The sequence below is a fragment of the Mucilaginibacter celer genome (assembly GCF_003576455.2).
In the GTDB taxonomy this organism is placed as follows: Bacteria; Bacteroidota; Bacteroidia; order Sphingobacteriales; family Sphingobacteriaceae; genus Mucilaginibacter; species Mucilaginibacter celer.
On record NZ_CP032869.1, the window covers coordinates 1,770,155 to 1,794,849 of the forward strand.

At 43.8% G+C, this 24,695-nt stretch carries 19 protein-coding genes; 14 read left to right on the plus strand and 5 right to left on the minus strand.

Features of this window, described 5'->3' with window-relative positions; translation table 11 throughout:
- The first annotated feature begins 91 nt into the window (after nt 1-91).
- The 4 genes from HYN43_RS06965 to HYN43_RS30215 all read left to right on the plus strand — a co-directional run bounded on the left by HYN43_RS06965 (nt 92) and on the right by HYN43_RS30215 (nt 3,556).
- The gene (locus HYN43_RS06965; protein ID WP_119408757.1) at nt 92-1,870 is read left to right on the plus strand and encodes an ATP-binding protein; all 1,779 of its coding nucleotides are present in this window, start codon (nt 92-94) and stop codon (nt 1,868-1,870) included.
- A 74-nt stretch (nt 1,871-1,944) separates the two neighbouring features.
- Complete coding sequence (locus HYN43_RS06970; RefSeq protein ID WP_119408758.1) at nt 1,945-2,832, plus strand: AraC family transcriptional regulator; 888 nt, start codon at nt 1,945-1,947, stop codon at nt 2,830-2,832.
- A 4-nt stretch (nt 2,833-2,836) separates the two neighbouring features.
- On the plus strand, nt 2,837-3,244 hold the full coding sequence (locus HYN43_RS06975; protein ID WP_119408759.1) for a DUF983 domain-containing protein: 408 nt from the start codon (nt 2,837-2,839) through the stop codon (nt 3,242-3,244).
- Nucleotides 3,245-3,403: 159 nt separating this feature from the next.
- Nucleotides 3,404-3,556 carry a hypothetical protein gene (locus HYN43_RS30215; protein ID WP_162996349.1) on the plus strand — a complete coding sequence of 51 codons (153 nt, stop codon included), beginning with the start codon at nt 3,404-3,406 and terminating at the stop codon, nt 3,554-3,556.
- An 88-nt stretch (nt 3,557-3,644) separates the two neighbouring features.
- On the opposite strand, the gene HYN43_RS06980 is transcribed toward HYN43_RS30215, so the two are convergent.
- A complete protein-coding gene (locus tag HYN43_RS06980; RefSeq protein WP_162996350.1) occupies nt 3,645-3,950 on the minus strand; it encodes a hypothetical protein in 306 nt (101 codons plus the stop codon).
- Nucleotides 3,951-4,241: 291 nt separating this feature from the next.
- On the opposite strand from HYN43_RS06980, the gene HYN43_RS06985 reads away from it, so the two are divergent.
- From HYN43_RS06985 to HYN43_RS07005, 5 genes are all read left to right on the plus strand, one after another.
- Complete coding sequence (locus tag HYN43_RS06985; RefSeq protein WP_119408761.1) at nt 4,242-4,886, plus strand: HAD family hydrolase; 645 nt, start codon at nt 4,242-4,244, stop codon at nt 4,884-4,886.
- Nucleotides 4,887-5,038: 152 nt separating this feature from the next.
- The gene (locus tag HYN43_RS06990) at nt 5,039-6,013 is read left to right on the plus strand and encodes an ABC transporter substrate-binding protein (protein ID WP_245447178.1); all 975 of its coding nucleotides are present in this window, start codon (nt 5,039-5,041) and stop codon (nt 6,011-6,013) included.
- Complete coding sequence (locus HYN43_RS06995; RefSeq protein WP_119408762.1) at nt 6,014-6,883, plus strand: ABC transporter permease; 870 nt, start codon at nt 6,014-6,016, stop codon at nt 6,881-6,883.
- A complete protein-coding gene (locus tag HYN43_RS07000; RefSeq protein ID WP_119408763.1) occupies nt 6,880-7,629 on the plus strand; it encodes an ABC transporter ATP-binding protein in 750 nt (249 codons plus the stop codon). The genes HYN43_RS06995 and HYN43_RS07000 overlap by 4 nt, the downstream gene beginning before the upstream one ends.
- 34 nt (nt 7,630-7,663) lie before the next feature.
- Entirely contained in the window at nt 7,664-7,906 is a 243-nt protein-coding gene (locus tag HYN43_RS07005) for a hypothetical protein (protein ID WP_119408764.1), read from the plus strand.
- A gap of 177 nt (nt 7,907-8,083) precedes the next feature.
- Here HYN43_RS07005 and HYN43_RS07010 read toward each other — a convergent pair whose 3' ends face one another.
- The 4 genes from HYN43_RS07010 to cobA form a co-directional block, all read right to left on the minus strand.
- Entirely contained in the window at nt 8,084-10,489 is a 2,406-nt protein-coding gene (locus HYN43_RS07010; RefSeq protein ID WP_119408765.1) for an outer membrane beta-barrel family protein, read from the minus strand.
- Between the two features lie 285 nt (nt 10,490-10,774).
- The gene (locus HYN43_RS07015) at nt 10,775-12,325 is read right to left on the minus strand and encodes a glycoside hydrolase family 99 protein (protein ID WP_205589890.1); all 1,551 of its coding nucleotides are present in this window, start codon (nt 12,323-12,325) and stop codon (nt 10,775-10,777) included.
- A gap of 509 nt (nt 12,326-12,834) precedes the next feature.
- Entirely contained in the window at nt 12,835-13,185 is a 351-nt protein-coding gene (locus tag HYN43_RS07020) for a DUF7009 family protein (protein WP_119408766.1), read from the minus strand.
- Nucleotides 13,186-13,191: 6 nt separating this feature from the next.
- Nucleotides 13,192-13,920 (minus strand): uroporphyrinogen-III C-methyltransferase, encoded by a 729-nt coding sequence (gene cobA, locus HYN43_RS07025; RefSeq protein WP_119408767.1) that lies wholly within the window; start codon nt 13,918-13,920, stop codon nt 13,192-13,194.
- A 289-nt stretch (nt 13,921-14,209) separates the two neighbouring features.
- On the opposite strand from cobA, the gene nirB reads away from it, so the two are divergent.
- The 5 genes from nirB to HYN43_RS07055 all read left to right on the plus strand — a co-directional run bounded on the left by nirB (nt 14,210) and on the right by HYN43_RS07055 (nt 24,694).
- Nucleotides 14,210-16,705: a nitrite reductase large subunit NirB gene (gene nirB, locus HYN43_RS07030; protein ID WP_119408768.1), complete on the plus strand. Its 2,496-nt coding sequence runs from the start codon at nt 14,210-14,212 to the stop codon at nt 16,703-16,705.
- 74 nt (nt 16,706-16,779) lie between these two features.
- Nucleotides 16,780-17,130, plus strand: coding sequence for a nitrite reductase small subunit NirD (gene nirD, locus HYN43_RS07035; protein WP_119408769.1), 351 nt, complete (start codon nt 16,780-16,782; stop codon nt 17,128-17,130).
- 800 nt (nt 17,131-17,930) lie between these two features.
- On the plus strand, nt 17,931-19,469 hold the full coding sequence (locus tag HYN43_RS07045; protein ID WP_119408771.1) for an alginate export family protein: 1,539 nt from the start codon (nt 17,931-17,933) through the stop codon (nt 19,467-19,469).
- Nucleotides 19,470-19,570: 101 nt separating this feature from the next.
- The gene (locus HYN43_RS07050) at nt 19,571-20,860 is read left to right on the plus strand and encodes an MFS transporter (protein ID WP_205589891.1); all 1,290 of its coding nucleotides are present in this window, start codon (nt 19,571-19,573) and stop codon (nt 20,858-20,860) included.
- 321 nt (nt 20,861-21,181) lie between these two features.
- The gene (locus HYN43_RS07055) at nt 21,182-24,694 is read left to right on the plus strand and encodes a nitrate reductase (RefSeq protein WP_119408772.1); all 3,513 of its coding nucleotides are present in this window, start codon (nt 21,182-21,184) and stop codon (nt 24,692-24,694) included.
- Nucleotide 24,695 lies beyond the last annotated feature (1 nt).

Below are 24,695 nucleotides of genomic sequence, written 5' to 3' on the forward strand. Positions count from 1 at the left end.
TGCGAAATTGTGAAAAAAACACTTTATTTACTAAACCGAAAACTCCTTTTAATGGTATAAAAGGTTCTCTCTGATTAATTTTTTATTTTAAATGGAAAAACTGAAACAAATTATTGGCTACGGTAAGCCTGATTTGTCGCTGGAGAATAAGCTGTTCAACGCGCTCTCCCTGTTTATCTGCGTAAGCACGATATTTTCCATGTTTACTAATATTTTCCTGTGTTTAAGCTATAAACTTGTACTTGTACAGGTGTTTGTGGCATTAATGTCGGGCTGGGCTTTTTACCGTAGCCGCTATGTAAGGTTCAGGGAGGATGTTACCGTCATTTATATATGCTTCGGTTTGGCTGCGGTTATTCCGGGCTGGTTTTACAACGGCGGTCTTAATGGTTCAACCACACAATCGGGCATCTTTTTAATTTTACTCATCACTCTGCTGGTTAAAAAGCGATATCACTATATTTTTATAGGTGCGCTGATCGCTATATTTCTGGGCTGTTATTATCTCGAAAAACATGTTCCGGGCTTAGTGCAGTCTTATAGCCAGGAGGCAAGGGAAAACGACCTTATTACATCGGCCATTGCAAACGTATTAATTGTTGGGGTATTGATTGGCTTTATTAAAAGGAGCCACGAATCAGACAAAAATGCACTCATCCGCAAGAGTACCGAACTGGAGTCTTCGCAGATCGAACTGTCGGCCTCGCGCGACCAGGCCGAAGCGGCCACCTTTGCCAAATCCAACTTTCTGGCTAATATGAGCCATGAGATTCGCACGCCGCTTAATGGTATTATTGGTACGGCCCAATTGTTATCCCGCACCAATTTGCAGCCCGACCAGCTCGAACTGCTTCAAACCCTGCAATCAAGCAGCAACCTGTTAATCAATATCATCAGCGATATACTGGATATATCAAAAATAGAAGCCGATAAGCTTGTGCTGCAGCCCCTGGCCACCAATTTGCGCACCTGCATTAAAACGGTTATCGAAATCACCGAGCCCGCCATTAAATCATCCAATAAAGCCTTAAACCTGAGTTATCATGTTGATGATAATGTTGCCGGTTATGTAATAGTAGATAATGGCCGCTTACAACAGATCCTGGTGAACCTGATAGGCAATGCCATTAAATTTACCGACGAGGGGGCCGTTAAACTCACTGTAAGCGCCTCCGAAGTTAAGGATAATACGCAAAGCATTACATTCAGCGTAAAAGATGATGGTATTGGCATAAGTGAAGAGGCGCTTGCCCAGTTATTTAAACCATTTACCCAGGTAAATACTTCGGCCCTGCGTAAATACGGCGGTACTGGCTTAGGCTTGTCGATATGCAAAAAACTGGTTGAATTGATGCACGGTACCATCTGGGCCGAAAGCAAGGAAGCCGAGGGATCGGTATTTAGCTTTACGCTGCCCTTAACTGTAACATCTTCGGCTGCCGAGCATGAGGCTAAACCCGCAGCCGATAAAAAAGAATTTAAATACCGGCCGCTGCACATTTTATTGGCCGAGGATAATAAGATGAACCAGCTTATTGCCCGTAAAATATTTAAAAAGGTAGGTTATGATATAGATATTGCCGAAAATGGCAGGGCGGCCGTTAACATGGTTGAGCAAGGAAATTATGATCTTGTATTTATGGATATCCAGATGCCCGAGATGGACGGTTTACAAGCTACCCGACACATCATCCGCAAACACGGCAAAGCTGCCCCTCCGATAATAGCCATGACAGCCAATGTTTTGAGCGAAAACGAACGCGAATGCTCGCAGGCCGGCATGAAAGATTTTGTAAGCAAGCCTTTTACATTCGAACGTGTTGAGGACATTATCCAGAAATGGACACTGGCCCCGGTATCCGAAAATTAAAAATCGTTGATTAGTACCATTTGAAATAAAAATAATACCATTTATACGGGCGGTATTGTGTGTACTTTTGCTACATGTTACAAAGCATTCCAACAATTGATATTTGCACGCTTGCCGATGATATTAAACAGGACGATATCCTGATAAGCCGGTTCGCACCATACCTGGATGCTCACAAAAACCTTTTCTTCCCTCACAGACATTCTTTTTATCACCTGGTATTGTTTACCGATGGAGCAGGTTCGCATACCATCGATTTTGAAAGCTTTACAGTTAAGCCGGGCCAGATTTACTTTATGGTTCCGGGCCAGGTGCATTCCTGGAGTTTTGAGGGTTTTACCGATGGATATATCATTAACTTTTCAGGTTCATTTATCCAGTCATTTTTATTAAGATCGGGTTACTTTGATAATTTTAGTTTTTTAAGCAGTTCCAATCCCGCCGACGAAGTTATCGATATTCCGGCCGAACATCTGCCCGTAATAATAAACCTGTTTGAAAGCATTATTGCCGAAGCGGAGAGTAATGAGGCAATGGGGAGCGATATGGTTAAATTACTGATGCTGCAAATTTTTATACAATTAAGCAGGATCCAGGGCAAAGACGAGAACCGCGGGCGGCAGGGCTACAATCATACGCTGATCCGCAATTTTCAGAAAATGATAGAGCAGCATTATATCGATGTAAAACTCCCTAAAGATTATGCCGAAATGCTTTATATCACCCCAAATCATTTAAATGCAGTTTGCAAGGATGTGCTCGGCCTGCCTGCCGGCGAGGTGATCCGTAACCGTACGCTGCTTGAGGCCAAGCGCCTGTTAACCAATCCTAAATTGAGCATAAGCGAAATTGCCTTTAACCTTAATTTTAGTGATAACTCCTACTTTACCAAATTCTTTAAAAAAATAGAAGGAATTACCCCCGAAGAGTTCAGAAAAAAAACCTTAAACAATAAACAATGATGTTATGAAAACCACCGAACATAAACTTACTGCCTGGCAGGCCTTTGCGCATGCCAAATGTCCACGCTGCAGGCGCGGCGATCTTTTTATTACCGGCATGTACGAGTTTAAAGGACAGGAAATGCATAAAACCTGTTCGCACTGCGGATTGGTATACGAGCGGGAACCCGGTTACTTTTATGTAGCCATGTTTGCCAGCTATGCATTAAACGTTGCCGAAATGGTTACGCTGGCCGTCGCCATCAGTGTTTTAACCGGCAGCAGCAATCCGTGGCTTTATGTTAGTATAATTTTAGGTGTGGCCGTAGTATTGTCGCCGTTTAATTACAGATATTCGAGGGTGATGCTATTGCATTGGCTTACACCGGGGTTACACTTTCATCCCGAAATGAGCGAAGATAAAGCTGAATGAATTTAAAGTCATCAAAATGTATTTAAAGCCTTCATATAAAAAATGAGGGCTTTTTCATTAAACCCTTACCTGTATTTATGGTCATAATTATAACAAAGCGCTACTGAAAAAATAAAGTTTAATATAGGTAGCTGATATATTGATTTTAATATTATCACCATGAAAGCAAGATTTGAAATCCTAAAAAAAGATCTATATAACGTATTTGTAATGGGTAATGCCGACGACAGGCAACTGTACAGGATCTATCTGCTGATAGCAATCCCGGTATTTATGGTTTTTGCCATGTTCGGTACCTTTCCTAAATACTGATCTGAAATAAAAAAAACAGTCGATACATTTTACTGTACCGACTGTTTACAACTGTTCCTAACTAACTAATTAACTATTAAACTAAAACTTATTTTTCTTGATAGCCCAAGCCAACAAGTGTGGCTGCCGTGCGCAGATTGTTAAACCCCTTGTCCTTTTTCTCATCCAAACCGGGTGTTTCATACCCGCTTAAAAAATCATAATGATGCAGATCTGAAAATATAAGTTGAGTGTTTACTGCCGGATCAAGCTGGTGGTCATCATGTAAATTGTTACCGCTTCGCTGGGTTTGTTTACCTGTTTTTTTTTCGGGTGTTGACGCAAACATGTTAGCACAGGCTACCATAATGAGCGAGGCCGCAACCAGTACAAGGAAATGGTAGAATAATTTCATAAGCAAGGGGTATATGTTTAAAAAATTGCTTTTGTTACCCAAAAAACAAATTATAGTCCAAATGTAACCAATGCCGTAATAAATAGAATCAGGGATTTCACCGTATTTTATGCGTAGTTTTACGCATTTTTAAATTAGTAGATAGCGAATATTTAAATATACAAATAATTATATTGAAATGTTGCAAATTCTTTAAAACAAATTATCTCCATTTAACAGTAATCAGTTTTTAAAATAACTTCGGGGCTATTACTTATAATAGGTACAGAAACCTTTACTTTTGCCGTCAATATGGATAACTCGCTTAAAAACGCTTACGACAGTATAATATTTGACCTGGATGGTACCCTGTGGGACAGCACCGCCAACGTAGCCCTTGCCTGGCAAACCGCAATAAGCAAGGTTGATTACATTAACGAACCCATGACCCAGGAGCGCGTACGCTCTATCACCGGCATGACATACGATGCCATTTTTGATAAACTATTCCCCGAACTAAATGCCGAACAACGTAAAGAGGTACAAACCTTATGCGGCATCAGCGAGTTGGAAATACTGCATACCAAAGGCGGCGAGCTTTACCCGGAGCTTAAAGAAACGCTCGAATATCTTGGTGCCAAATATAAGCTGTATATAGTAAGCAACTGCCAAAACGGCTATATCGAACTGTTTTTGGATTTAAACGGCCTGCATGCGCATTTTTTGGGGCACCAGTGCTTCGGTACCAAAGGCAACCCAAAGGCCGATAATATAAAAGATGTGGTTAACGATCATGATTTAAAATCGCCGGTGTATGTTGGCGATACTATGGGCGATTATAATGCCGCCAAAACAGCCGGTGTTCCTTTTATTTTTGCCAACTACGGCTTCGGCGTTGTACCTGATGGCATGGTAGCCACAATCAGCAGCTTTGCAGCTTTACAGGAGCTGTTATAGTTCATTATTCCGTTGCAGATACATGAAGCTGAATACCCCGGCTTCGTGTATCGCTGTGCGTCAGGGTACAAACCTGCCATCCGTTTGTAAAACAATTTGCGGCTTTTGGTATTGTACTTTCAGCTTTAACGCCAATAAATTAATTTAGTAAAATGAAGTTTATCAAATACATTTCTGCCGCCTTTTTGCTTGTTGCCCTTGTATCATGTAAACCTAAAACCAAAAGCATGCAGGTGCCGGTAGTTGGTTTTGTGGATGCCTTTGAAGATGCCACCATATCGCAGGCCCGCACCGGTTTTACCGATGCTTTAAAAAAGAATGGTTTTAGCGAAGAAAAGAAAACCGTACAAATAGAATATAGTAATGCCCAGGGCGATATCCCTACACTTACGCAGATAGTTAATCATTTTGTATCTGATAATGTGGATCTGTTAGCCACCTGTACTACATTATCAACCGTTACGGCTCTCCAAAAAACAAAAACCATCCCGGTTTTTGCGATGGTTTCGCCCACGCCCGAACGTATGAAAGTGCTGGATGCAAACGGAAAAGGCCCTGCTAATCTGCTTGGTGCACTTGAAGAGTTGAATTATATTGATACCTCATTCACTATTATTCCCAAACTGCTTAAACCAAAAGAGGCTAAGCTGGTGATTGGCATGATCTACAACCAGTCGGAACCGCAATCTGCCGATGCGTTGGAGCGAATCAAATCACTTGCAGCTAAACTTAATGTAGAGATCATTGCCCTGCCGCTTAATACATCGGCCGATGCACAACTGGTAACTCAGTCATTGCTCAACAAAAACATCGACGCCTTTTTTGCCAACCCCGATAATACGGTTTTCGCTTCTTTCGAAACCATTCAAAAAAACTGCGACCAAAAAAACGTTCCCATTTTTACCAGCGAAGCGGGTTTGGTTAAACGTGGTGCCGTGGCTGCTTTTGGTGCCGATATTTACCTTTGGGGCTACCAGGCCGGCGAACAGGCGGCTCAATATCTTAAAACGCATAAAACCGATGGTATCAAGGCCGAAATGGTGAAGATCAGGAAGCGGGTTTATAATCCGGCTGCTGCCAAAAAATATAACATCATCATTCCGCCAAATTTCGAGCCTGTAAAATAAATGGATTTCTACCTTACCGCTTTACTGCAGGGCCTTTGCTTTTCGGCCATAGCGCTGGGGATTTATATATCCATGAAAATTTTTAACATCCCGGATATAACAACCGATGGCAGTTACACCCTTGGTGGTGTGGTTACGGCAGTTTTGCTCACCAATCATCAGCCAGCTTATGTTATTTTACCGGCTGTAGTTTTGGCAGGTGCAACTGCAGGAGCTTTAACAGGAATTATCCACACCAAACTTAAAATAAACGCATTGCTGGCGGGTATTTTAGTTATGACGGCGCTTTACTCAGTTAACCTTTCTATTTTAGGCCGCTCAAACCTGCCGTTAATAAATTTGCCATCATTGTTTACGTTAATTAACATTGCGGCCGATCCCAATCAAAATACCTTCTGGATTCTTGCTGCTTTTGTTATCGTGATAACATTAATGATGGGCTATCTGCTTAAAACCGATTTTGGTATTGCCATGCGGGCTACCGGTAACAGCGAAAGTATGATCAGGGCACTGGGTGTAAATACCGACCGGATGAAAATCATGGGCCTGGCGCTGGCCAATGCCCTTACCGCGCTAAGTGGTTACCTGGTGGCTCAGTTTCAGGGTTTTGCAGATATCAGCATGGGGATAGGTATTGTTATAGTGGGATTGGGTTCTGTGATCATCGCCGAAACGCTTATCAACTGGTTTAAAATTACTTCAGTTTGGTTAAGTCTGGCGTTGGTTTTGGCCGGAGCCGTTATATTTCAGCTGGTATTGGCGCTTACCTTATCGGCCGGGGTTGATCCTAAATTGTTGAAGATAGTTACGGCAGGTTTTGTACTGGCTATTGTTAGCTTACCACGTTTATCCTTATTAAGATCATCATGATAGCGATAAACAACGTACACAAGGTATTTAACAGGGGTAAGGCCAACCAGGTAAACGCAGTTAACGGCATCAGTATTGATATTGCTGATGAGGAGTTTTTGATGATTGTTGGCTCTAATGGATCGGGCAAAACCACCTTACTCAATTTAATTGCAGGCACAGAGTTGCCGGGCGAAGGCACCATCAGTATTGATAGTAGCGACGCAAGTAAACTCCCCGATTACAAACGCAGCCAATGGATAGCCCGCGTTTTTCAAAACCCGCTGAGCGGTACGGCACCCGACCTGAGCATTTTGGATAACTTTAGGCTGGCGGCACTCCGCACCAAACCCAAAGGCTTGTCCATAGGCGTTAATGATGCTTTTAAAAAACAGGTGAAGGAAAAAATAGCCACCCTGGGCATGGGGCTGCAGGATAAAATAGAACAGCCAATGGGCTCTCTTTCGGGCGGGCAACGCCAGGCTCTAACTTTGTTGATGAGTGTGATGGATAGCTGTAAAGTTTTGCTGCTGGATGAACCTACAGCAGCCCTCGATCCCCGATCGGCCGAAGTAGTGATGCGCACAGCCGATTCGCTGATCCGCGATTTTAAGTTGACGGCTGTACTTATAACGCATAATTTAAAGGACGCTTTTACGTATGGTACTCGGATAATACGAATGTCTGAAGGTATGATCATCAATGATTTAAGCCGGGATCAGAAAGCTGCCCTGAAGCAAAATGAGCTGTACGAATGGTTTGCCTGAAAATTGGCAAAGAAATTGTATAGACATCAGTACTATGAAAAACAATAATTTTGAATCCATCTTCGACGCCTACCAGTTAGTAAGCGGCGCAAAAATAAAAGGCAAAAAACACGACGAAATATTTGAACTTGGCGCCTACGATGCTATGAAACGCGGCTATGTGTTATACCCGCTGGAGCACGGCGTAAAGTTTGATGATTTCAGTGTGATGGTCTCCGAGAAAGAGCTTAAAAATAATTTCCTGATAGAAGCCGTTAAGCAAAACATCGCAGCATAAGTCATTTCGATTTGCAGATTGTGCCGGGATTAAACCGATTGATTTTGTGATCAACCGGTTTTTCCGAACCGGGACCACGCCGGTTTTATAATCGACATGATTTTTGTCTTTAGATGTTATCTAATGAGCTTGCTGAAGGATATTGGATTCCCGGATAAACATACAATATGCCCATGCTTATCCATTTCCAACCCGCTCCATTTCATCGCTCGCGCTATTATCGCGCTTAACCATTTTGTAGGCCTTACCGAAGCGATAGGTGAACGCAAGCACCACTACGCGGCTGTCGCGTTTAATTTTAAAATACTCGGTTGCATTGGGAAACTGAGTTAGGCCTTCCATGGCATTGGTGTAAAACACATCGCGCATACTCAGCTTAAGGTTGGCCTTCTTTTTTAATAGCGACATTCCAAGCCCGGCAGAAAGCTGACCGGTGGGGTACAGCTTCTCCTGCACATCATTACGGGCGCGTGTGGTATAAAAGCCTGATAACTCGCCGGTGAAACGTTTGCCTATGGTAAACTGGTTGTTGGCGTTGAGGTTAAGCTGGTTAATATCCGATGTATAACGATTGCCATTAAAGCCGCTCAGCTTTTTATAATTGTACAATGCCTGCGCTGTAATTGTCCACCAGTTGGTGGGTGATGCTGTAACAGCTTCAGATACACCGATAATATATGTGCGCCCTACGTTTCCCTGCGTATAAAGCAGAATACCGGCCTGAGCCGGATCGCTCAAAAAGATTTGCGAAAAGTAGTTGTTGATATTAGTGTACGATACTGTAGTGGTGAGTAAATTTTTGTATTGATGGCTCAGTTCCAGGCTCCAACTGTATTGCGGCAGGATGTATGGGTTGCCGGTTTCGTAAGTGTATTTGTTAATGATGAAATAGAATGGGTTTAATGTTTGGTAAGCCGGCCTGTCAATGCGGCGGCTTATAGTTAACGTTAGGTTGTTGGCAGTATCGGCCTGGTAGCTAACATAGCCGCTTGGAAAAAAACTACCATAATTACGTGAGAAAGCAGAGTCCTTTTGCAGCAAGTTGCCCAATTGATGGGCGTGATAATCTGTATGCTCGTAACGGATACCTACCTGGTACGAAATGGCCTTGTACTTGCGTTCCATCAGCGCATAGGCCGCATGAATGTTCTCGCTATAAAGAAAATGATTGCTGCGGGTCAGGTCGTCAGTCCACTGGCCGGAAGTAAGGTTTTGATAGCCGGCAGCGTTATCGGTACTGCTGCGTGCCGATTTCCAACCCACTTGCCATTGCCCTTCTTTTTCTGTTTTGAGCGTATAATCGGCCTTGCCTGTTAGTATAGTGATACCTGTAGGGATATTAGCTCGTGTAAATTCGTTATAACCGTTGGTGGTTTGTAAACGGTTGTTGAAATTCTGATCGCTGGCAATGTTATAGTGCAGCCAGTCGGCACTGGCGCTGATATCCTGGGTTTTGCTGATATTATGGCGAAGATTCAGACTCGCCTGCCCGTTTTTAAACCGGCTGTTGTTGGCGTTATCGGTAGCGATAACTGAATCTGCCGCACCCGCCGGGTTAAGCCAGCGCGCTGAGGCTGTATTGTTACCCTCACGGTGGATAATGGTTCCGCCAAGCACAATGCCAACCGTAGTGTTAGACGAAACATCGTAATCCAGCCCCGCTTTGACATTATTATTCAATAACGTGCCGGTAAAATGCGACGGCTGCTCCAATGTTGAAGTGGTTGCTCCACTCGCGTTGGTATATTTGCGCAGTGCGTACAGGTTGGTAAGGTATTTCTGATAGCTGATATTGTAGTTGAAAAAAGTGTTGACCCTCCCTGCGCGATAATTCAGCGTAAGCGTATTATTGGTTTTGGAGTGTACACCCTGTGCCACAGTGGCCGAAACTGATCCGTTAAAACCCTTCTGCCTGTTTTTTTTAGTTTTAATGTTGATGATGCCTGCATTACCGCTGGCATCATACCGTGCGGTTGGATTTGCAATCAACTCAATCTGCGCTACCTGGCCCGAGCTCATGCTGCTCAGCAAATTATTCAGGTCGGCTCCGGAGAGATAGGTAGGCTTATCATCTATCATTACCAGCACCCCGGGTTTCCCTTGCAAAGAGATGCCTCCATTTCGGTCGACCATTACTCCCGGCGATTTTTCCAGCACCTCCAACACGGTAGCCCCTGTATTGGTTGCCGATGCTTCTACGTTAACTATTACCTTTCCCTGTTTTACCTCAACAGGCGGCGTTTTGGCGGTAATGTTTACTTCGCTCAGCATGGTACTAAGGGGTTGCATGCGGATGGTATCTTGTTTTATACTCTCTGCAATAGTGTAATTGCGTGTGGTTTGGGACTTATAACCGGTATAAGTTACCGAGAAATTAAAAGTCCCCGGCGGAATGTTCTGAAACAGCGCCTGGCCACGTGCATTACTTATGCCAACGCGGGCCTGCCGGTTAGGCAGTATCAGTTTAACAGTTGCGCCATCAACAGGTTGGGCATTTTCTTTAAGTATTATCAGCGTAAATTGTTGTGCAAAGCTTCCCAGGGGTAAAAGCGCAAGTAAAAAAAGTAAAAGTGTACGGGTCATTCAGTCAATCCTTAATAATCCCGTAAGATAATAACGCTGAGGTAGATGTATGTAATTTAAGGAAAGGAAATATGGGCGAAAATCACTTTTAATTTTGAATGAATTTCAATTAGTAAAAAGTCTAAGCAGTATCGGTGGTATACAATCCACCTCCCTCTGCTTTTTTGATTTCAGCTGATGTGTATTAATAATATTAAACTATGATTTTTTAGCCAATGTAATTGATGCCGGGAAAGTGTAAAAGCCGCCCGGCTCACAGTTAAGCGGGCGGCCCTGTATTATTTACTATTGAACTTTTACCGATGATATAATATCATTTGCACTCGGACTTAAACTGCTTAAACTGGATTTATCGCTGGTTATAGTCCACGAAGTACCACTGAAATTATCGTCGGAATATAGAATAACAGTGCGGCCCGGCGGTACTTTTACTGATGATGCCCAATCATTCGGAACTCCTTTGGCAGCCAGTTGCGATAGGGTATAGTTCCCTACCTGCAAAGGTTGGCCCATTCCGCCGGCGTAGTTATTACTCTCGTAAAAAATAACGCCGTTAAAAGGTGTAGGCTCTGTAGTAGTATAAGCGATTTGTCCTTTAAGCATTTTGCCGCCATCATTCACCAGCCTCAGGTAAAAATCTGATGATACGTGGGTGCCGTCGGCATCAAGCGTTAAAAAGTACTTTCCCGCTGGGATCATTGAGGCGTCTTCGGCAACTTTAAAAATAGAAGTAGCCTCGTTCAGTTCATCAAACATAGCAATATAGGCACTTGGCACACCCGCGTTTTTAAATGTGGCAAACTGTGCCCACAAAAAGTCGCCATGGTTACGCGGAAATTGATTTTTAGGAGAAGAAGAGCCATTGGTATTGTAAAACGCGGTGCCCGGGTAAGCGCAGGGCTGATAGTCCATACCATTGGCATTACAAAAATCACGATCGCCAGTTACCCAAGGCGCATAGCTGGCATCAACTGCACGGCCAACAGCCCAGGCCGATATCATATTAAAAGCTTTATAGGCATCGGTAAAACCGGATTTCGAATCGCCGGTTCCGGTACGCCATTGTCCCGGAACGGAGCCAATTACGTAACAGCCCTGTGCTTTAAACCAGTTAATCAGATCAAGCGCGTCGGTTACGCTTGAAGGGTGACTGGCATAGCCCAAACCGTAAATACACACTACCGGTTTACCATTTTGTTTGGCATAAGCACTTGAGGTAAGCAGGTTAAGGCTGCCGGCAATGGTATTTGTCCAATCGGTTTTTAAAACAGCCAGGTTGCCCCAGCCTGATACATCGTACATAATGTAAAACTTACGGCTATAGGTTTGCGCCGCGGTTTTAACTTTGGTAGCCATACCGTCGCGCTGAGCTTTAATGCTGCTTCCGGGGGTAATTTCGTTTGCAAAGCGTTGAAGCGCGGCACAATCAATACCATACTGCTGCATCCACTGAAAATGGGTGTTAACGGTTGATTGATCGTACGAGGAGAACATTTTAGCAGGCTGCCCGTTGCCCAAATTTCCGGTATAACCAGGCTGCGCCACACCTCCCTGGCTAAACGGCGTGCCCGAGTATGTAGTGGCATATTCCCTTGTGTCGGGCCACATCTCAAGATTATCGTGGCCCCAGGCGTTCACCGGCGAGCCATCGCCGGCGGCAGAGAACCAGCCCTGGTAACCAACCGTGATCTTGCCAACTACATCGCCAACCGGCGAGCTAAAAGTTTTGTTGTTTGAGCCGGAAGTGTCCGTAGGGTTAACCTGCAATTTGTTTTTTGTACAGCTAATGCATAAAGGCAGTGCGGCTGCCAGCATAATGATTAAGTTTTTCTTCATAAGGTAATAATTGGTGCCATAGTGGCTTTTAATTGGTTTTGGTTTATAATAAATAAGCAGCTATAAAATCCCTTTGTAGCCGCAATTACAGATGTTTGGTTTTTAGTTATTTACCCATAGGCGCCTGTTTTTAAGTGAGTTGATGGTGTTAATTGGGTGTTTTGATTTTGGGGAAGATTTAGGCAGATCCGTTATAACCGGATATTGCTATCTTTTGATGAAAACAAATTTCTTTTAGAGAATTAATTTTTTTTTAATTCTGAATTAGAAATAGATTAATCTGAATTTTTTTTAAAAGGAAGGGTGACAAACGCTATTGCCGGACCGGAAGTTTGGTAAAGGCGAGGGTATTTAGAGCCTGGCAAGCTCTAAATATTCGGTTTGCGGAATTTTGACAGGTACAGTCTGGGATGATCAAAACGTTGTTTGTTCATCGCGCTGCTGCTATTGCAATAATTATTGTAAACTATTTGCTGAAGAGCAGTTGGTGTGTTGGTTAAATATAACAATTAACACACGCCCGCAGGATGCGGATAATTATCACTTTGATCTTCCGTTACATTATCTAAACACACAAAATCTTTTTCAATAAGCAGGTAAAGTTGATTGCCGGTACTTTCAAAACCCACCCGATCGGTGTTGGTCCATTCGTAGGCCATATCTATGGGCATGTATATAGTAATGCAGTTGTTGTTAAAGCCTGCTGCTAATTCCGTGTTTGCAGAACGTTGCAGGGCATATTTAAAAACCTGTGCGCCAAAACTGGTTGTCTCTTCCAAATATCCATCCCTGTCAAAATTGGCCACATCGGTTTTAGTGAGCCTGTAACGTATGGAATTGCCTTTTATCCTGATCTTCATATTTGTTTAGTTTTTAACGTTAACCACATCGCCTATAATAATGATGGCGGGATAGGTGAGTTTATTGGTTTCGGCTATGGCTGCCAAATCCTGTACCTTGCCCTTTGCCGATTTTTGATTGGGGAGCGATGCATGCCGGATAATAGCGGCCGGGGTATCGCCTTTGCCGCCGTTTACATAAGCTTTTGCAATTTCGGCCAGTTTTTTCATGCCCATATATATAACTACGGTGGCATTGCTGTGCATGGCGCAGGTAAGGTCGGCACTTAGGCGGCCATCTTTTTTGGTGCCGGTTACCATCCATACGCTTTCGCTGGCGGTGCGGTGGGTGAGGGGGATGTCTTCCAGTCCGCAAGCCTGGGCGCTGGTAACGCCGGGTATATAATGTGTTTCGATACCATGTTCGCGGGCGTAGATGATCTCCTCAAATCCGCGACCGAATATAAAAGGGTCGCCGCCTTTTAACCGTACCACATTTCCTTTTTCAAACGCGTATTGTCTTATTAACTCATGAATGGTTTCCTGTGGGGTGTAATCGCCGTAAGGTTGTTTGCCAACATATACCTTTTCGCAATCGTCGTCGGCAATGTCAAGCAGTTCTTTGTTCGCCAAATTATCATATAGTATAACTTTTGCTTGTTGTAATGCCTTGTATCCTTTAATTGTTATCAATTCAGGGTCTCCGGGGCCTGCTCCGAGTATAAATAATTGTGGTTTTGTGATATTTTTTATCATTATTTCAATTTTAGAGTTGAAAAATGTCTGTTTTTGTCTTTTTATTATGATTGTTTTTGTGAAATATTCAAAAAAGCAAATTTTACATCGAATAAAAATGACTTAAATTATATTATTATGTCTAATTTATGAATTTAAAATCTATTTTATATGATTTATTTAATAAAAAATTGAATAAAAACTTTCATTTGATAGTTTTTAGTGTTATTATTGTGATGTAAAACGAATTCGAGGTCGCATTTGGGTTTGTTTTTAGTTTGAAATTGCTTTAACAATAAAAAATTACGTTATGTCGAAACCAATAGTCATTGTAGCGGGCAACGGGATGGTGGGTTATAAGTTTTGCGAGAAGCTTTTAGCTAAAACATCACAATTTCAGGTTATTGTTTTTGGTGAGGAGCCTCGTCATGCCTATGATAGGGTTCATTTGAGCGAATATTTTAATGGTAAAACAGCCGATGATCTGTCGCTTTCCACTTTGTCATGGTATCATGAAAATGATATTCAGCTTCACCTCGGCGATCCTATTCAGGAAATAAATCGCGCCGAAAAAACTATCCATTCTTTAAAAGGCATCACTATTAAATACGATTATCTTGTTTTGGCAACCGGTTCGTCGGCTTTTGTGCCCGATGTGCCGGGGGTTGAAAAAGAAGGCGTGTTTGTATATCGTACCATCGAAGATCTGGAGTTGATAAAAGCCAGCGCGGCTAATGCTAAATCTGGTGCGGTATTGGGTGGCGGATTATTAGGCTTGGAAGCTGCAAAAGCGCTTATCGATCTCGGGATCCGCGAAACGCATGTAATTGAGTTTGCGCCGAGGTTAATGCCAAGACAAATTGATTCGGCAGGTAGCAGTATGCTGCAAATGAAATTGAGTCAGTTGGGTTTGCAAATTCATCTCAATAAAAGCACCGCCGAAATTGTTGGTCATGGTAAAATAGAGTCCCTTCGTTTTAATGATGAGAGTAAGCTGGCGGTTGATATGCTGGTGATCTCGGCCGGGATCCGTCCGCGCGATGAGCTGGCCCGTTTGGCCGGTCTTCATGTAGGTACCCGCGGTGGTATCGTAGTGAACTCGCAAATGCAAACCAGCGATGAAAGTATTTATGCTATTGGTGAGTGCGCGCTTTATGAAGGTATGATATACGGACTGGTGGCGCCCGGTTATGAAATGGCCGATATTGTGGCCTCGCACCTAACCAACGGCGCAAAATCATTTTATGGTTACGATATGAGCACCAAGCTTAAATTGATTGGTGTGGATGTTGCCAGTTTTGGCGATGCTTTTATAACCGAGCCGGATTGTCGTACTATTTTATTTGAGGATACGCATAAAGGAATTTACAAGCGCATAAACATCAGTAATGATGGCAAGCAACTGTTAGGTGGTATTTTAATTGGCGATGCCGATGCTTACAATATGCTGCTGCAAACTGTAAATAATAAAATTGTGTTGCCGCCCGATCCTGAAGATTTGATCCTCGGTTCGCGCGGTGGTGCGGCTGCAGAAGGTGCTGGTGTAATGAATTTACCCGATGATGCGCTGATCTGCTCGTGCGAGGCGGTTACCAAAGCGGCAATCTGCTCGGCAGTGAATGAGCAGGGCGTTACCGGTATTGATGGAATGAAAAAATGTACCAAAGCCGGTACTGGCTGCGGTGGCTGCGTGCCGATGGTGAAAGATCTGATTGCCGGAACCATGAAAGCTAACGGGCAGTACATTAAAAATGTGATTTGCGAGCATTTTGATTATTCGCGCCAGGAACTTTTTGATCTGGTGAAGATCAATCAGCTTAAAAACTACGATCTGGTGCTTGATCATTACGGCAAAGGCGATGGTTGCGAGGTTTGTAAGCCGGTAGTTGCCAGTATCCTCTCCAGTTTATGGAATGATGTAATTGTAAAGCAGGAAACCATACAGGATAGTAACGACCGCTTTTTGGCCAATATTCAAAAAGGTGGTACGTATTCGGTAGTTCCGCGAATTCCGGGTGGTGAAATTACGCCGGATAAATTGATAGTAATTGGCCAGGTGGCTAAAAAATACGGATTATATACTAAAATTACCGGCGGCCAGCGGATTGATATGTTCGGCGCGCACCTGAGTGATCTGCCAATAATTTGGGAAGAGCTTATTGATGCGGGTTTTGAAAGCGGGCATGCGTATGGTAAGGCCTTGCGCACAGTAAAAAGTTGCGTGGGGAGTACCTGGTGCAGGTTTGGCTTGCACGATAGTGTGAGTTTTGCCATTGAGGTGGAGGATAGATATAAGGGCATCCGCGCCCCGCATAAAATTAAAGGCGGCGTAAGTGGTTGCGTGCGTGAATGTGCCGAAGCGCAATCGAAAGATTTTGGTATCATAGCCACCGAAAAAGGCTGGAATTTATATGTATGCGGCAACGGCGGTTCTAAGCCGCAGCACGCGCAGTTGTTGGCTACGGATATTGATAAAGAAACGGTGATAAAATATCTCGATAGATTCCTGATGTTTTACATTAAAACCGCCGATCAGCTTACCCGTACCGCTACCTGGTTAAATAAACTGGATGGTGGCATGAGTTACCTTAAAAACGTGATCGTGAACGATAGTTTGGGTTTGGCTGCTCAGTTAGAAGAGGAAATGCAGGCGCTGGTAAATACCTATCACTGCGAGTGGAAGGAAGTGATTGAAAGTCCGGCTATGCGCAAGCGCTTCGCTCATTTTATTAACGCCCCCGAAGAAAAAGACCCTCATGCTGAGTTTGTGCCTATGCGCGATCAGGTGCGGGCTAAGGAGTGGTAGGCGTTGTTAAGTCTGAAGTTTAAAGTCGAGAGTCTTAAGTAAGTTTTAATCGAAAGTATTTTAAAGAAATTACAATGGAAGCAACAGTACTAATAAACTGGGTATTGGCTTGTTATGTAGATGATGTACCTGAAAATGGCGGCTCGTGCATAAAGCATGGCGAGGAGCAGATAGCCATTTTTAATTTTACCCGCCGGGGTGAGTGGTATGCAACGCAAAATCTTTGTCCGCATAAACAGCAAATGGCCATATCGCGGGGTATGATCGGTAGTTCGGGTGAAAATTGTGAGCCGAAGGTGGCTTGTCCGTTTCATAAAAAAGCATTTTCGCTGTTAACCGGCGAGTGTTTGGGTGAGGAGGAATTGGTTATTAAAACTTACCCGGTTATGGTATCTGATGGGAAAGTTTTTGTGGGGATTGCGTAGCGTGGGGTATCGCAACATGTTTGTTCCATCGCGTCATTGCGAGGCACGAAGCAATCCCCAGCTATACAGGGCGGATTTGCATAGCCTCTCTGCTTCTTGAGGATTGCTTCGTGCCTCGCAATGACGGCTTTTATATATTTTTAGACAGGCTTTTAGTATTCTGGTAATGCTTTAATTCCCTAAAATTTCGGTTCAGACAAAAGCGTTAGGGATAGAGTGGAAAGCCAGGAGCGTGAGTGGGGATTGTGCGCTGGTAAGGCGAGGACTTGGAATGGATAGCCCGGCCGCAGGCAACGCCCTGGTTTTTAAATGTGAATTTTCTGGTAATATGTTCTAATAAAAAGCATTTGGTGTAAAAATTAAATGCTTTTTGTGTTTTGTATAGATGTTCTTGCCATTGTTTTTGATTTATGTATCTGTTTTTTAATATAAATCATGTTTTTGGTTGCTGTATTTTGTGTTTTTTGTGATTTTTTATGATTTATGTCGTTGTGATCTATGTTAAGTAATTGTGAAGTCGATATTTTGATAATTTTTGACTGTGTAAAAATTAAATAATCCATAAAAAAGTAATGTATTTATGATTTTAATCACAAAAATTGACTTTTAAAGCTTTAAAATTTGTAGCTGTTTGTTAATTATGATATATTTATGGTAATTAAATGCATTTAGTTAATCAAAACAGGTAGCCTATGGTGAAACTGAAAATATATAAATAAAAAAAGCCCCGTCGGGAGGTCGCATTCCCAGACGAGGTTAGTTAGTTTTTAATCGCTTTAACAAATAAAAAACCAATTCAAATGTACAAAAATGTATGTAATCAATACACTATTGGAAAAATTCTATTAATTATATCATGTTTTGTATCCTATAACGCCTCAGCACAGCTCAGTTTAACCGGGCAGATCAAAACAAGGGGCGAATTACGTGATGGTTATGGAACTTTAGAACCAATAGGTAACAAAAATGCGGCCTTCGTATCGCAACGAACGCGGCTCACCTTTAATTACAAAAGCAGCAAGCTTATTTTTCAAACATCGGTACAGGATGTGAGGCTTTGGGGGCAGGATGCCTCAACTATTACCATTAATGATGGTAGTCGTTTAAGCCTGCACGAAGCCTGGGCCGAACTTATCCTCTCCAACAAAAAAGATACTTCCTTCAAAATTTCGCCGGTTGATTATTTCGCCATCAAGGCCGGTCGGCAAGAGACCAGTTATGACGATGAACGCCTCCTTGGCGCTACCGACTGGATCCAGCAGGCCCGACGCCATGATGCCATTGTGCTTAAACTGGTACAATCGGGCTGGCAGGTTGATGTGGGTGCCGCCTTTAACCAAAGTTCGGATGCTATTAATTATAATGGCACTTATTATACACCAGCCAATGTGCCTGCTACTATAAAAGATAGCAAAGGTAATTTGGCCAATACGCCTGCCGGGTTTATACCCCTGGTTAACGCGGCAGGTATGAGTTCAAAAACAGGTAATCCTTCATTTTTAAACCCGCCCGGTACCAACGGGCAAAACCAAAACTATAAAGCACTTGAATATCTTTACTTCGCCAAAAAAATTAATAAAACTAAGCTGACAGGATTGTTCCTGTCCGATCAGTTTGCCAAATACAAGGTCGATTCGGTAAAGAATACCGCGGGCGAGGATGTGGGTTACGTTTATGGCAGGCGCTACAACCAGCCCGGCGTATATACCCGCTACACCACAGGATTATTGCTTAACCCAGTATGGGGCAGCAAAGATGAGTGGGCTGCAACCGGCGGTTTTTACTATCAAGGCGGCCATGACCGTGATGGTGCAGACTTAAGCGCCTATACTTACACCCTATCTCTATCTTACAAAAACAGTAATGTATGCTACACCGGAGGCTGGGATTACCTATCAGGTAATGATGCGTTTTCTACCTCAAAAACCAGTCACCGCTTTGACCCATTGTATGGTACGCCACACAAGTTTTGGGGCTACATGGATTATTTTTATGCAGGGAGCGGATCGCCAACCGGAGGTTTAAGCAATCCATACCTCAAAATAAAATATACCTCGGATAATAAACGCTTTATTACCGAACTGGCTAACCATTATTTCCTGTTAGCTAAAGATCAAAAAGGTGCAGATGGGCAAGCCATAGGCAAATACCTCGGCACCGAGTTCGACCTTACAACTGGCTACAAGCTTAACAAATTTACCTATGTTGATCTGGGCTTATCCTACATGGCGGCAACTCATAGCGTGGAATATGCCAAGGCCCTAACACCCGGCAACAATAAGCTTAACCCCGTGTGGGCATACCTGCAACTTAATATCAAACCCGATTTTTTGAATTGAGCTGAAAGCTTAAGGCCGAAGGCTAAAAGCTGAAAAAAGAAGAGAATTAATTGAAAAACCAAAGCTTTCGGCCTTCGGCTTTAAGCTTTAAGCTAAAGAAAATGAAACAATTTACCAAACTCAACATATTTTCATTAAAGGGTGTGCAGATGCGCACTTTCCACATCACCTGGTTAATGTTCTTTGTGTGCTTTTTCGGCTGGTTTGGCCTGGCACCTTTGATGCCTACCATCCGCGCCGAACTGCATTTGACCAAAGCCCAGGTAGGTAATACCATCATTGCCTCGGTTGCTGCAACAATTTTGGCCCGCCTTATTATAGGTAAACTTTGCGATAGCTGGGGGCCGCGAAAAACCGCCGTAAGGTTACTCCTCGTTGGCTCGTTACCGGTGTTTTTTGTTGGTTTAGCGCACGATTATACATCGTTTTTATTGTTCAGGCTGGCTATTGGCGTAATAGGTTCATCGTTTGTAATTACCCAGTTCCATACTTCAATGATGTTTGCGCCCAATATAAAAGGTACGGCCAACGCGGTAACCGGCGGCTGGGGCAACCTGGGCGGCGGGGTGACCAATATGGTAATGCCGCTGATATTCGCGGCCATTGTAGGCTTTGGCTATACCAAAGCCGAAGCCTGGCGCTACGCCATGATCGTACCGGGTGTGATGATGCTGATCATTGCGATCTTATACCAAAAGTTTACCAAAGATACCCCGGATGGTAACTACGATGAGATAGGCCGCTCAGCCACCAAATCAAAAACCGATTGGTCGATACTAAGTGATTGGCGCATTTGGGCGCTTACCATGGCTTATGCTATGTGCTTTGGCATGGAGATCACTTTTGATAACGTAGCGTCACTGCACTTTGTAGATACTTTTCATTTATCGCAAAGTTCGGCTGGTTTTTGGGCAGGCATTTTCGGGTTCATGAACCTGTTTGCAAGGGCTTTGGGTGGTATGGTATCTGATAAGGTAGGCGGCAAATTCGGTATGCGCGGCAAAGGTTTGCTGCTGGCTGGTGTGTTATTATTAGAAGGTATCGGGTTGATCCTTTTTGCAAGCTCAGGGAATTTAACGGCAGCCATTGTTTCGATGTTGTCGTTCGCGCTGTTCCTCAAAATGTCTAACGGGGCTACTTATGGTATAGTGCCGTTTATCAACTCAAAAAATGTAGGCATGGTAAGCGGGATAGTTGGTGCGGGTGGCAATCTCGGCGGAATGCTGTTTGGCTTCCTGTTCAAATCAGAATCCATTACTTATATCCAGGCATTTACCTATATCGGCATTACGGTTATGGTGGTATCGCTTATCTTATTTGTAACTCGTTTTCAAAAGCAAACAGTGACCGAGCCAGCGAAGGAAGCTGTTTTAGCCGGAGAGTTAGCTTAAAGCGGAAAGCCGAAGGCTAAAAGATTTTTTTGAGCTGAAAGCGTAAAGCTTAAAGTGAAAAGCATACAAGGTGATTAGAAATTGAAGTTCTTCATTGCCGTTGGTTTCAACCAACGGTTAATGAAGGCGAATTTTTCCCGGGCTTTAGCCCAAATCAGCAAGCGATTTTTGGCTAAAGCCCTTATCGCTTTGCTATTAGTCCGTAGGTTAAAACCAATGGCAATGAATTTGTCTGGTGGTAGATAATATTAAAAACAATAAAAAAAGCTTTCGGCTTTAAGCCTTATGCTTTCAGCTTAAAAAAGTTTTCGGCTAAAAAAAATGAAGCGCTCACAACAAAATACTTTTACAAGCACCTGCTGTTATTGTGGGGTGGGTTGCGGCGTTGTTATTAATAAAGAAAAAAACGGGAATATTACGCTTGAAGGCGATAAAGATTATCCCGTAAACAAAGGGATGCTTTGCAGCAAGGGCCTTAACCTGCACCATACTGCCAACGATAAAAGCGACCGGCTGCTGTACCCTCAAATGCGATACAACAAAAATATGCCCATGCAAAGGGTAAGCTGGAACGAGGCATTGGAGCGTACCGCCGCCGTTTTTAAAACTTTTATCAACAAATACGGACCCGATTCGGTGGCGTTTTATGCTTCGGGGCAATGCCTTACCGAAGAGTATTATGTGGTGAACAAGCTCATTAAAGGTTTTATAGGTAGTAATAATATCGATACTAATTCGCGGCTTTGTATGAGCAGCGCGGTTGCCGCCTATAAAATTGCTTTGGGCGAGGATACCGTACCGCTTTGTTACGAAGATATTGAACTGGCAGATTGCTTTTATGTTACCGGGGCCAACCCGGCATGGTGCCATCCTATTTTATGGCGAAGGGTGGAGGCGCACAAAGCCGCCAATCCTGATGTGAAAATTATTGTGGTTGACCCTCGCGCTACCGATACCTGTAGTATTGCCGATCTGCACCTGCAAATTAATCCCGGTACGGATATTACGCTTAACCATGCTATTGGCCGGGTATTGATTGAGAATGGTGATATCGATGCCGATTTTGTTACCAACCACGCCGATGGTTTTGAGCAATACAGCAAAATAGTTTTCGAGCGTACAGTGGCCGAAGCGGCATTGATCTGTGGGGTTGCTGAAAGCGAGATCCGTTTGGCAGCGCTTTACATAGGCGAGGCTAAAGGTTTTATTTCCATGTGGACAATGGGACTTAACCAAAGTGCCGTTGGGGTGAATAAAAACTTAAGCCTCATTAACCTTAATTTAATTACCGGGCATATAGGTAAACCGGGTTCAGGGCCGTTGTCATTAACCGGGCAGCCTAATGCCATGGGTGGGCGTGAGGTAGGTGGTTTGGCTAATTTGTTGCCGGCACATCGTAACCTGAATAATCCCGCCCACCGTGCCGAAGTACAGAAGTTTTGGGGTGGTACCGAGATTGCCGAAAAACCAGGCCTCACCGCTACCGAAATGTTCGAGGCCTTGAATGATGGCCGCTTAAAAGCCATTTGGATTATGTGTACCAACCCGCTTACCAGTTTGCCTAATGTACGTATGGCCGAGGAAGCTTTGAAAAAAGCGAAGTTTGTGGTGGTACAAGAGATCAGCAACAAGCCTGAAACACTGGCTTATGCCGATGTGATACTCCCCGCCGCTGCCTGGGCCGAAAAGGAGGGAACCATGACCAACTCCGAGCGGCGCATCAGCTACCTGAATAAAATTCTTGATCCACCTGGCGAGGCCCTGCCCGATAGCGAGATCATTTGCCGTTTCGCCCAAAAAATGGGTTATAAGGGGTTCGATTTTAAAGATGCATCTGAAATTTATGCAGAGCATGCACGGCTTACCGCTAAAACCAATATCGATATCAGCGGCTTGAGTTACGAGATCATTAAGCAGCAGCGTTCGGTGCAATGGCCTTATAAAAAACGTAGCCCAGCGCCGGCGACGCAACGTTTGTTTACCGATAAAAAGTTTTATACTGAAAGCGGCAAAGCTCGTATCGGTGCCGTACCGGATACCCTCACCAGCGAAATGCCTGATGATGATTTTCCATTCATCCTCACCACAGGCCGCATCCGTGATCAGTGGCATACCATGAGTAAAACCGGCAAGGTGAATAAGCTTAATCAGCACATCAGGCAATCCTTTATGGAAATCAATCCTTTTGATGCCGAAAAGCTGGGTATTAAGGAAGGGCATGTTACCATTATAACTTCGCGCCGTGGCGAGATCAGGGTTAAAGCCAAGCTATCGCCCGAAATAAAAAAAGGCGTTGTTTTTGTGCCGATGCACTGGGGCAAGATCCTGAACAGCGATATGCACCGGGTAAATAATATCACCAACGATAAAGTTGACCCGATCTCTAAAGAGCCCGATTTTAAATACTGCGCCGTGAGCGTGGTAAAGTTTAAAAAACCTTTCCAACGGATTGTAGTGGTAGGGGCAGGTGCAGGAGCACACGGCTTTGTACGCTCATACAGGGAATTGAATAAAGACGATGAGATTATCATCTTCAATAAAGAAAACCACCCGTTTTATAACCGGGTAATGCTGCCCGACTACATCAGCGGCGAACAGCGCTGGGAGCAGTTGGTTAAAATGACCGACGAGGAAGAACCCGAGCTGAACATCAAACTGCACCGCGGCGTAAGCATCGAAAAAATAGATCGTGATAATAAATATGTGCTTGATAGCCGGGGCGTAAAAACTTATTATGATGTGTTGTTGCTGGCTACCGGCAGCCGTGCCGCTGTACCTAAAAACGTACCCACGCTGCCCGGTATTTTCAGTATGCGCAGCCGTAACGATGCCGATAATTTTAAAAAGCATGTGCCTAAAGGCGGTCATGTAGTTATTGTGGGCGGCGGTTTGCTCGGCCTTGAAATGGCTGCTTCGCTGCGCGAGATAGGTAATACGGTAACTATCATTCAACGGACATCAAGGTTTTTAAACCGACAACTGGATGAACTGGGTAGCCGCTTATTGCACGAGGAAATGGTTGACCAGGGTTGCGATATTTTTTATGACGATGAAGTACAGCTGTTTTATGGGCGTTCAAAACTAACCGGCATCGGGCTAAAAAGCGGGCGCAAAATTGATTGCGATGCAATGATCCTCGCTATTGGTACAACGCCAAACCTCGAAATTGCCAAGGAATGCGGATTGGAATGCAAACGCGGTGTCATCGTAAACGAATACCTGCTCACCAGTGACCCAAACATTTACGCCATAGGCGAGATTGCCGAATTTAAAGGCACACTATATGGCATCACCGCAGCAGCCGAGCAACAAGCCGCCGTAGTTGCAGGTTACATGAACGGCGATATTGCCAGTTACTACAAAGGCAGCCTGTTCATGAATATCATTAAAATTCATGGTTTTGATCTATGCAGCATCGGCCTGTCCGAATGCCCGGATGATAAGGATTATGAAGAAGTTTTGTTTATCGATAAAGCCAAACGCTATTATAAAAAATGTATCATTCACCAGGATAGGCTGGTGGGTACTATCCTGATAGGTGATAAAGGCGAGTTCCAGGAATTTAGGGAACTGATAGCCAACAAAACTGAGTTGAGCGAAAAGCGCCTCAAACTACTTCGCAGCGGTAAAACCGCCGAGCCTGTTTTGGGCAAACTGGTTTGCAGCTGCAATAACGTAGGTGCCGATAATATCCGTAACAAAGTAGCAGCTGGTTGTACCCAGCTGGCCGATGTTTGCAGCCAGACAGGTGCCGGAACCGGTTGCGGATCGTGCAAACCGGAGGTAAAGCGCCTGTTGGGTGAGGTTTTACAACAACAATTAATAAAAGCATAAT

Excerpts from the sequence above, each read along its gene's own strand:
- HYN43_RS06965 (WP_119408757.1), top strand. The coding sequence starts at position 92 with ATGGAAAAACTGAAACAAATTATTGGCTACGGTAAGCCTGATTTGTCG.
- HYN43_RS06970 (WP_119408758.1), top strand. The coding sequence starts at position 1,945 with ATGTTACAAAGCATTCCAACAATTGATATTTGCACGCTTGCCGATGAT.
- HYN43_RS06975 (WP_119408759.1), top strand. The coding sequence starts at position 2,837 with ATGAAAACCACCGAACATAAACTTACTGCCTGGCAGGCCTTTGCGCAT.
- HYN43_RS30215 (WP_162996349.1), top strand. The coding sequence starts at position 3,404 with ATGAAAGCAAGATTTGAAATCCTAAAAAAAGATCTATATAACGTATTT.
- HYN43_RS06980 (WP_162996350.1), bottom strand. The coding sequence starts at position 3,950 with ATGAAATTATTCTACCATTTCCTTGTACTGGTTGCGGCCTCGCTCATT.
- HYN43_RS06985 (WP_119408761.1), top strand. The coding sequence starts at position 4,242 with ATGGATAACTCGCTTAAAAACGCTTACGACAGTATAATATTTGACCTG.
- HYN43_RS06990 (WP_245447178.1), top strand. The coding sequence starts at position 5,039 with ATGAAGTTTATCAAATACATTTCTGCCGCCTTTTTGCTTGTTGCCCTT.
- HYN43_RS06995 (WP_119408762.1), top strand. The coding sequence starts at position 6,014 with ATGGATTTCTACCTTACCGCTTTACTGCAGGGCCTTTGCTTTTCGGCC.
- HYN43_RS07000 (WP_119408763.1), top strand. The coding sequence starts at position 6,880 with ATGATAGCGATAAACAACGTACACAAGGTATTTAACAGGGGTAAGGCC.
- HYN43_RS07005 (WP_119408764.1), top strand. The coding sequence starts at position 7,664 with ATGAAAAACAATAATTTTGAATCCATCTTCGACGCCTACCAGTTAGTA.
- HYN43_RS07010 (WP_119408765.1), bottom strand. The coding sequence starts at position 10,489 with ATGACCCGTACACTTTTACTTTTTTTACTTGCGCTTTTACCCCTGGGA.
- HYN43_RS07015 (WP_205589890.1), bottom strand. The coding sequence starts at position 12,325 with ATGAAGAAAAACTTAATCATTATGCTGGCAGCCGCACTGCCTTTATGC.
- HYN43_RS07020 (WP_119408766.1), bottom strand. The coding sequence starts at position 13,185 with ATGAAGATCAGGATAAAAGGCAATTCCATACGTTACAGGCTCACTAAA.
- cobA (WP_119408767.1), bottom strand. The coding sequence starts at position 13,920 with ATGATAAAAAATATCACAAAACCACAATTATTTATACTCGGAGCAGGC.
- nirB (WP_119408768.1), top strand. The coding sequence starts at position 14,210 with ATGTCGAAACCAATAGTCATTGTAGCGGGCAACGGGATGGTGGGTTAT.
- nirD (WP_119408769.1), top strand. The coding sequence starts at position 16,780 with ATGGAAGCAACAGTACTAATAAACTGGGTATTGGCTTGTTATGTAGAT.
- HYN43_RS07045 (WP_119408771.1), top strand. The coding sequence starts at position 17,931 with ATGTACAAAAATGTATGTAATCAATACACTATTGGAAAAATTCTATTA.
- HYN43_RS07050 (WP_205589891.1), top strand. The coding sequence starts at position 19,571 with ATGAAACAATTTACCAAACTCAACATATTTTCATTAAAGGGTGTGCAG.
- HYN43_RS07055 (WP_119408772.1), top strand. The coding sequence starts at position 21,182 with ATGAAGCGCTCACAACAAAATACTTTTACAAGCACCTGCTGTTATTGT.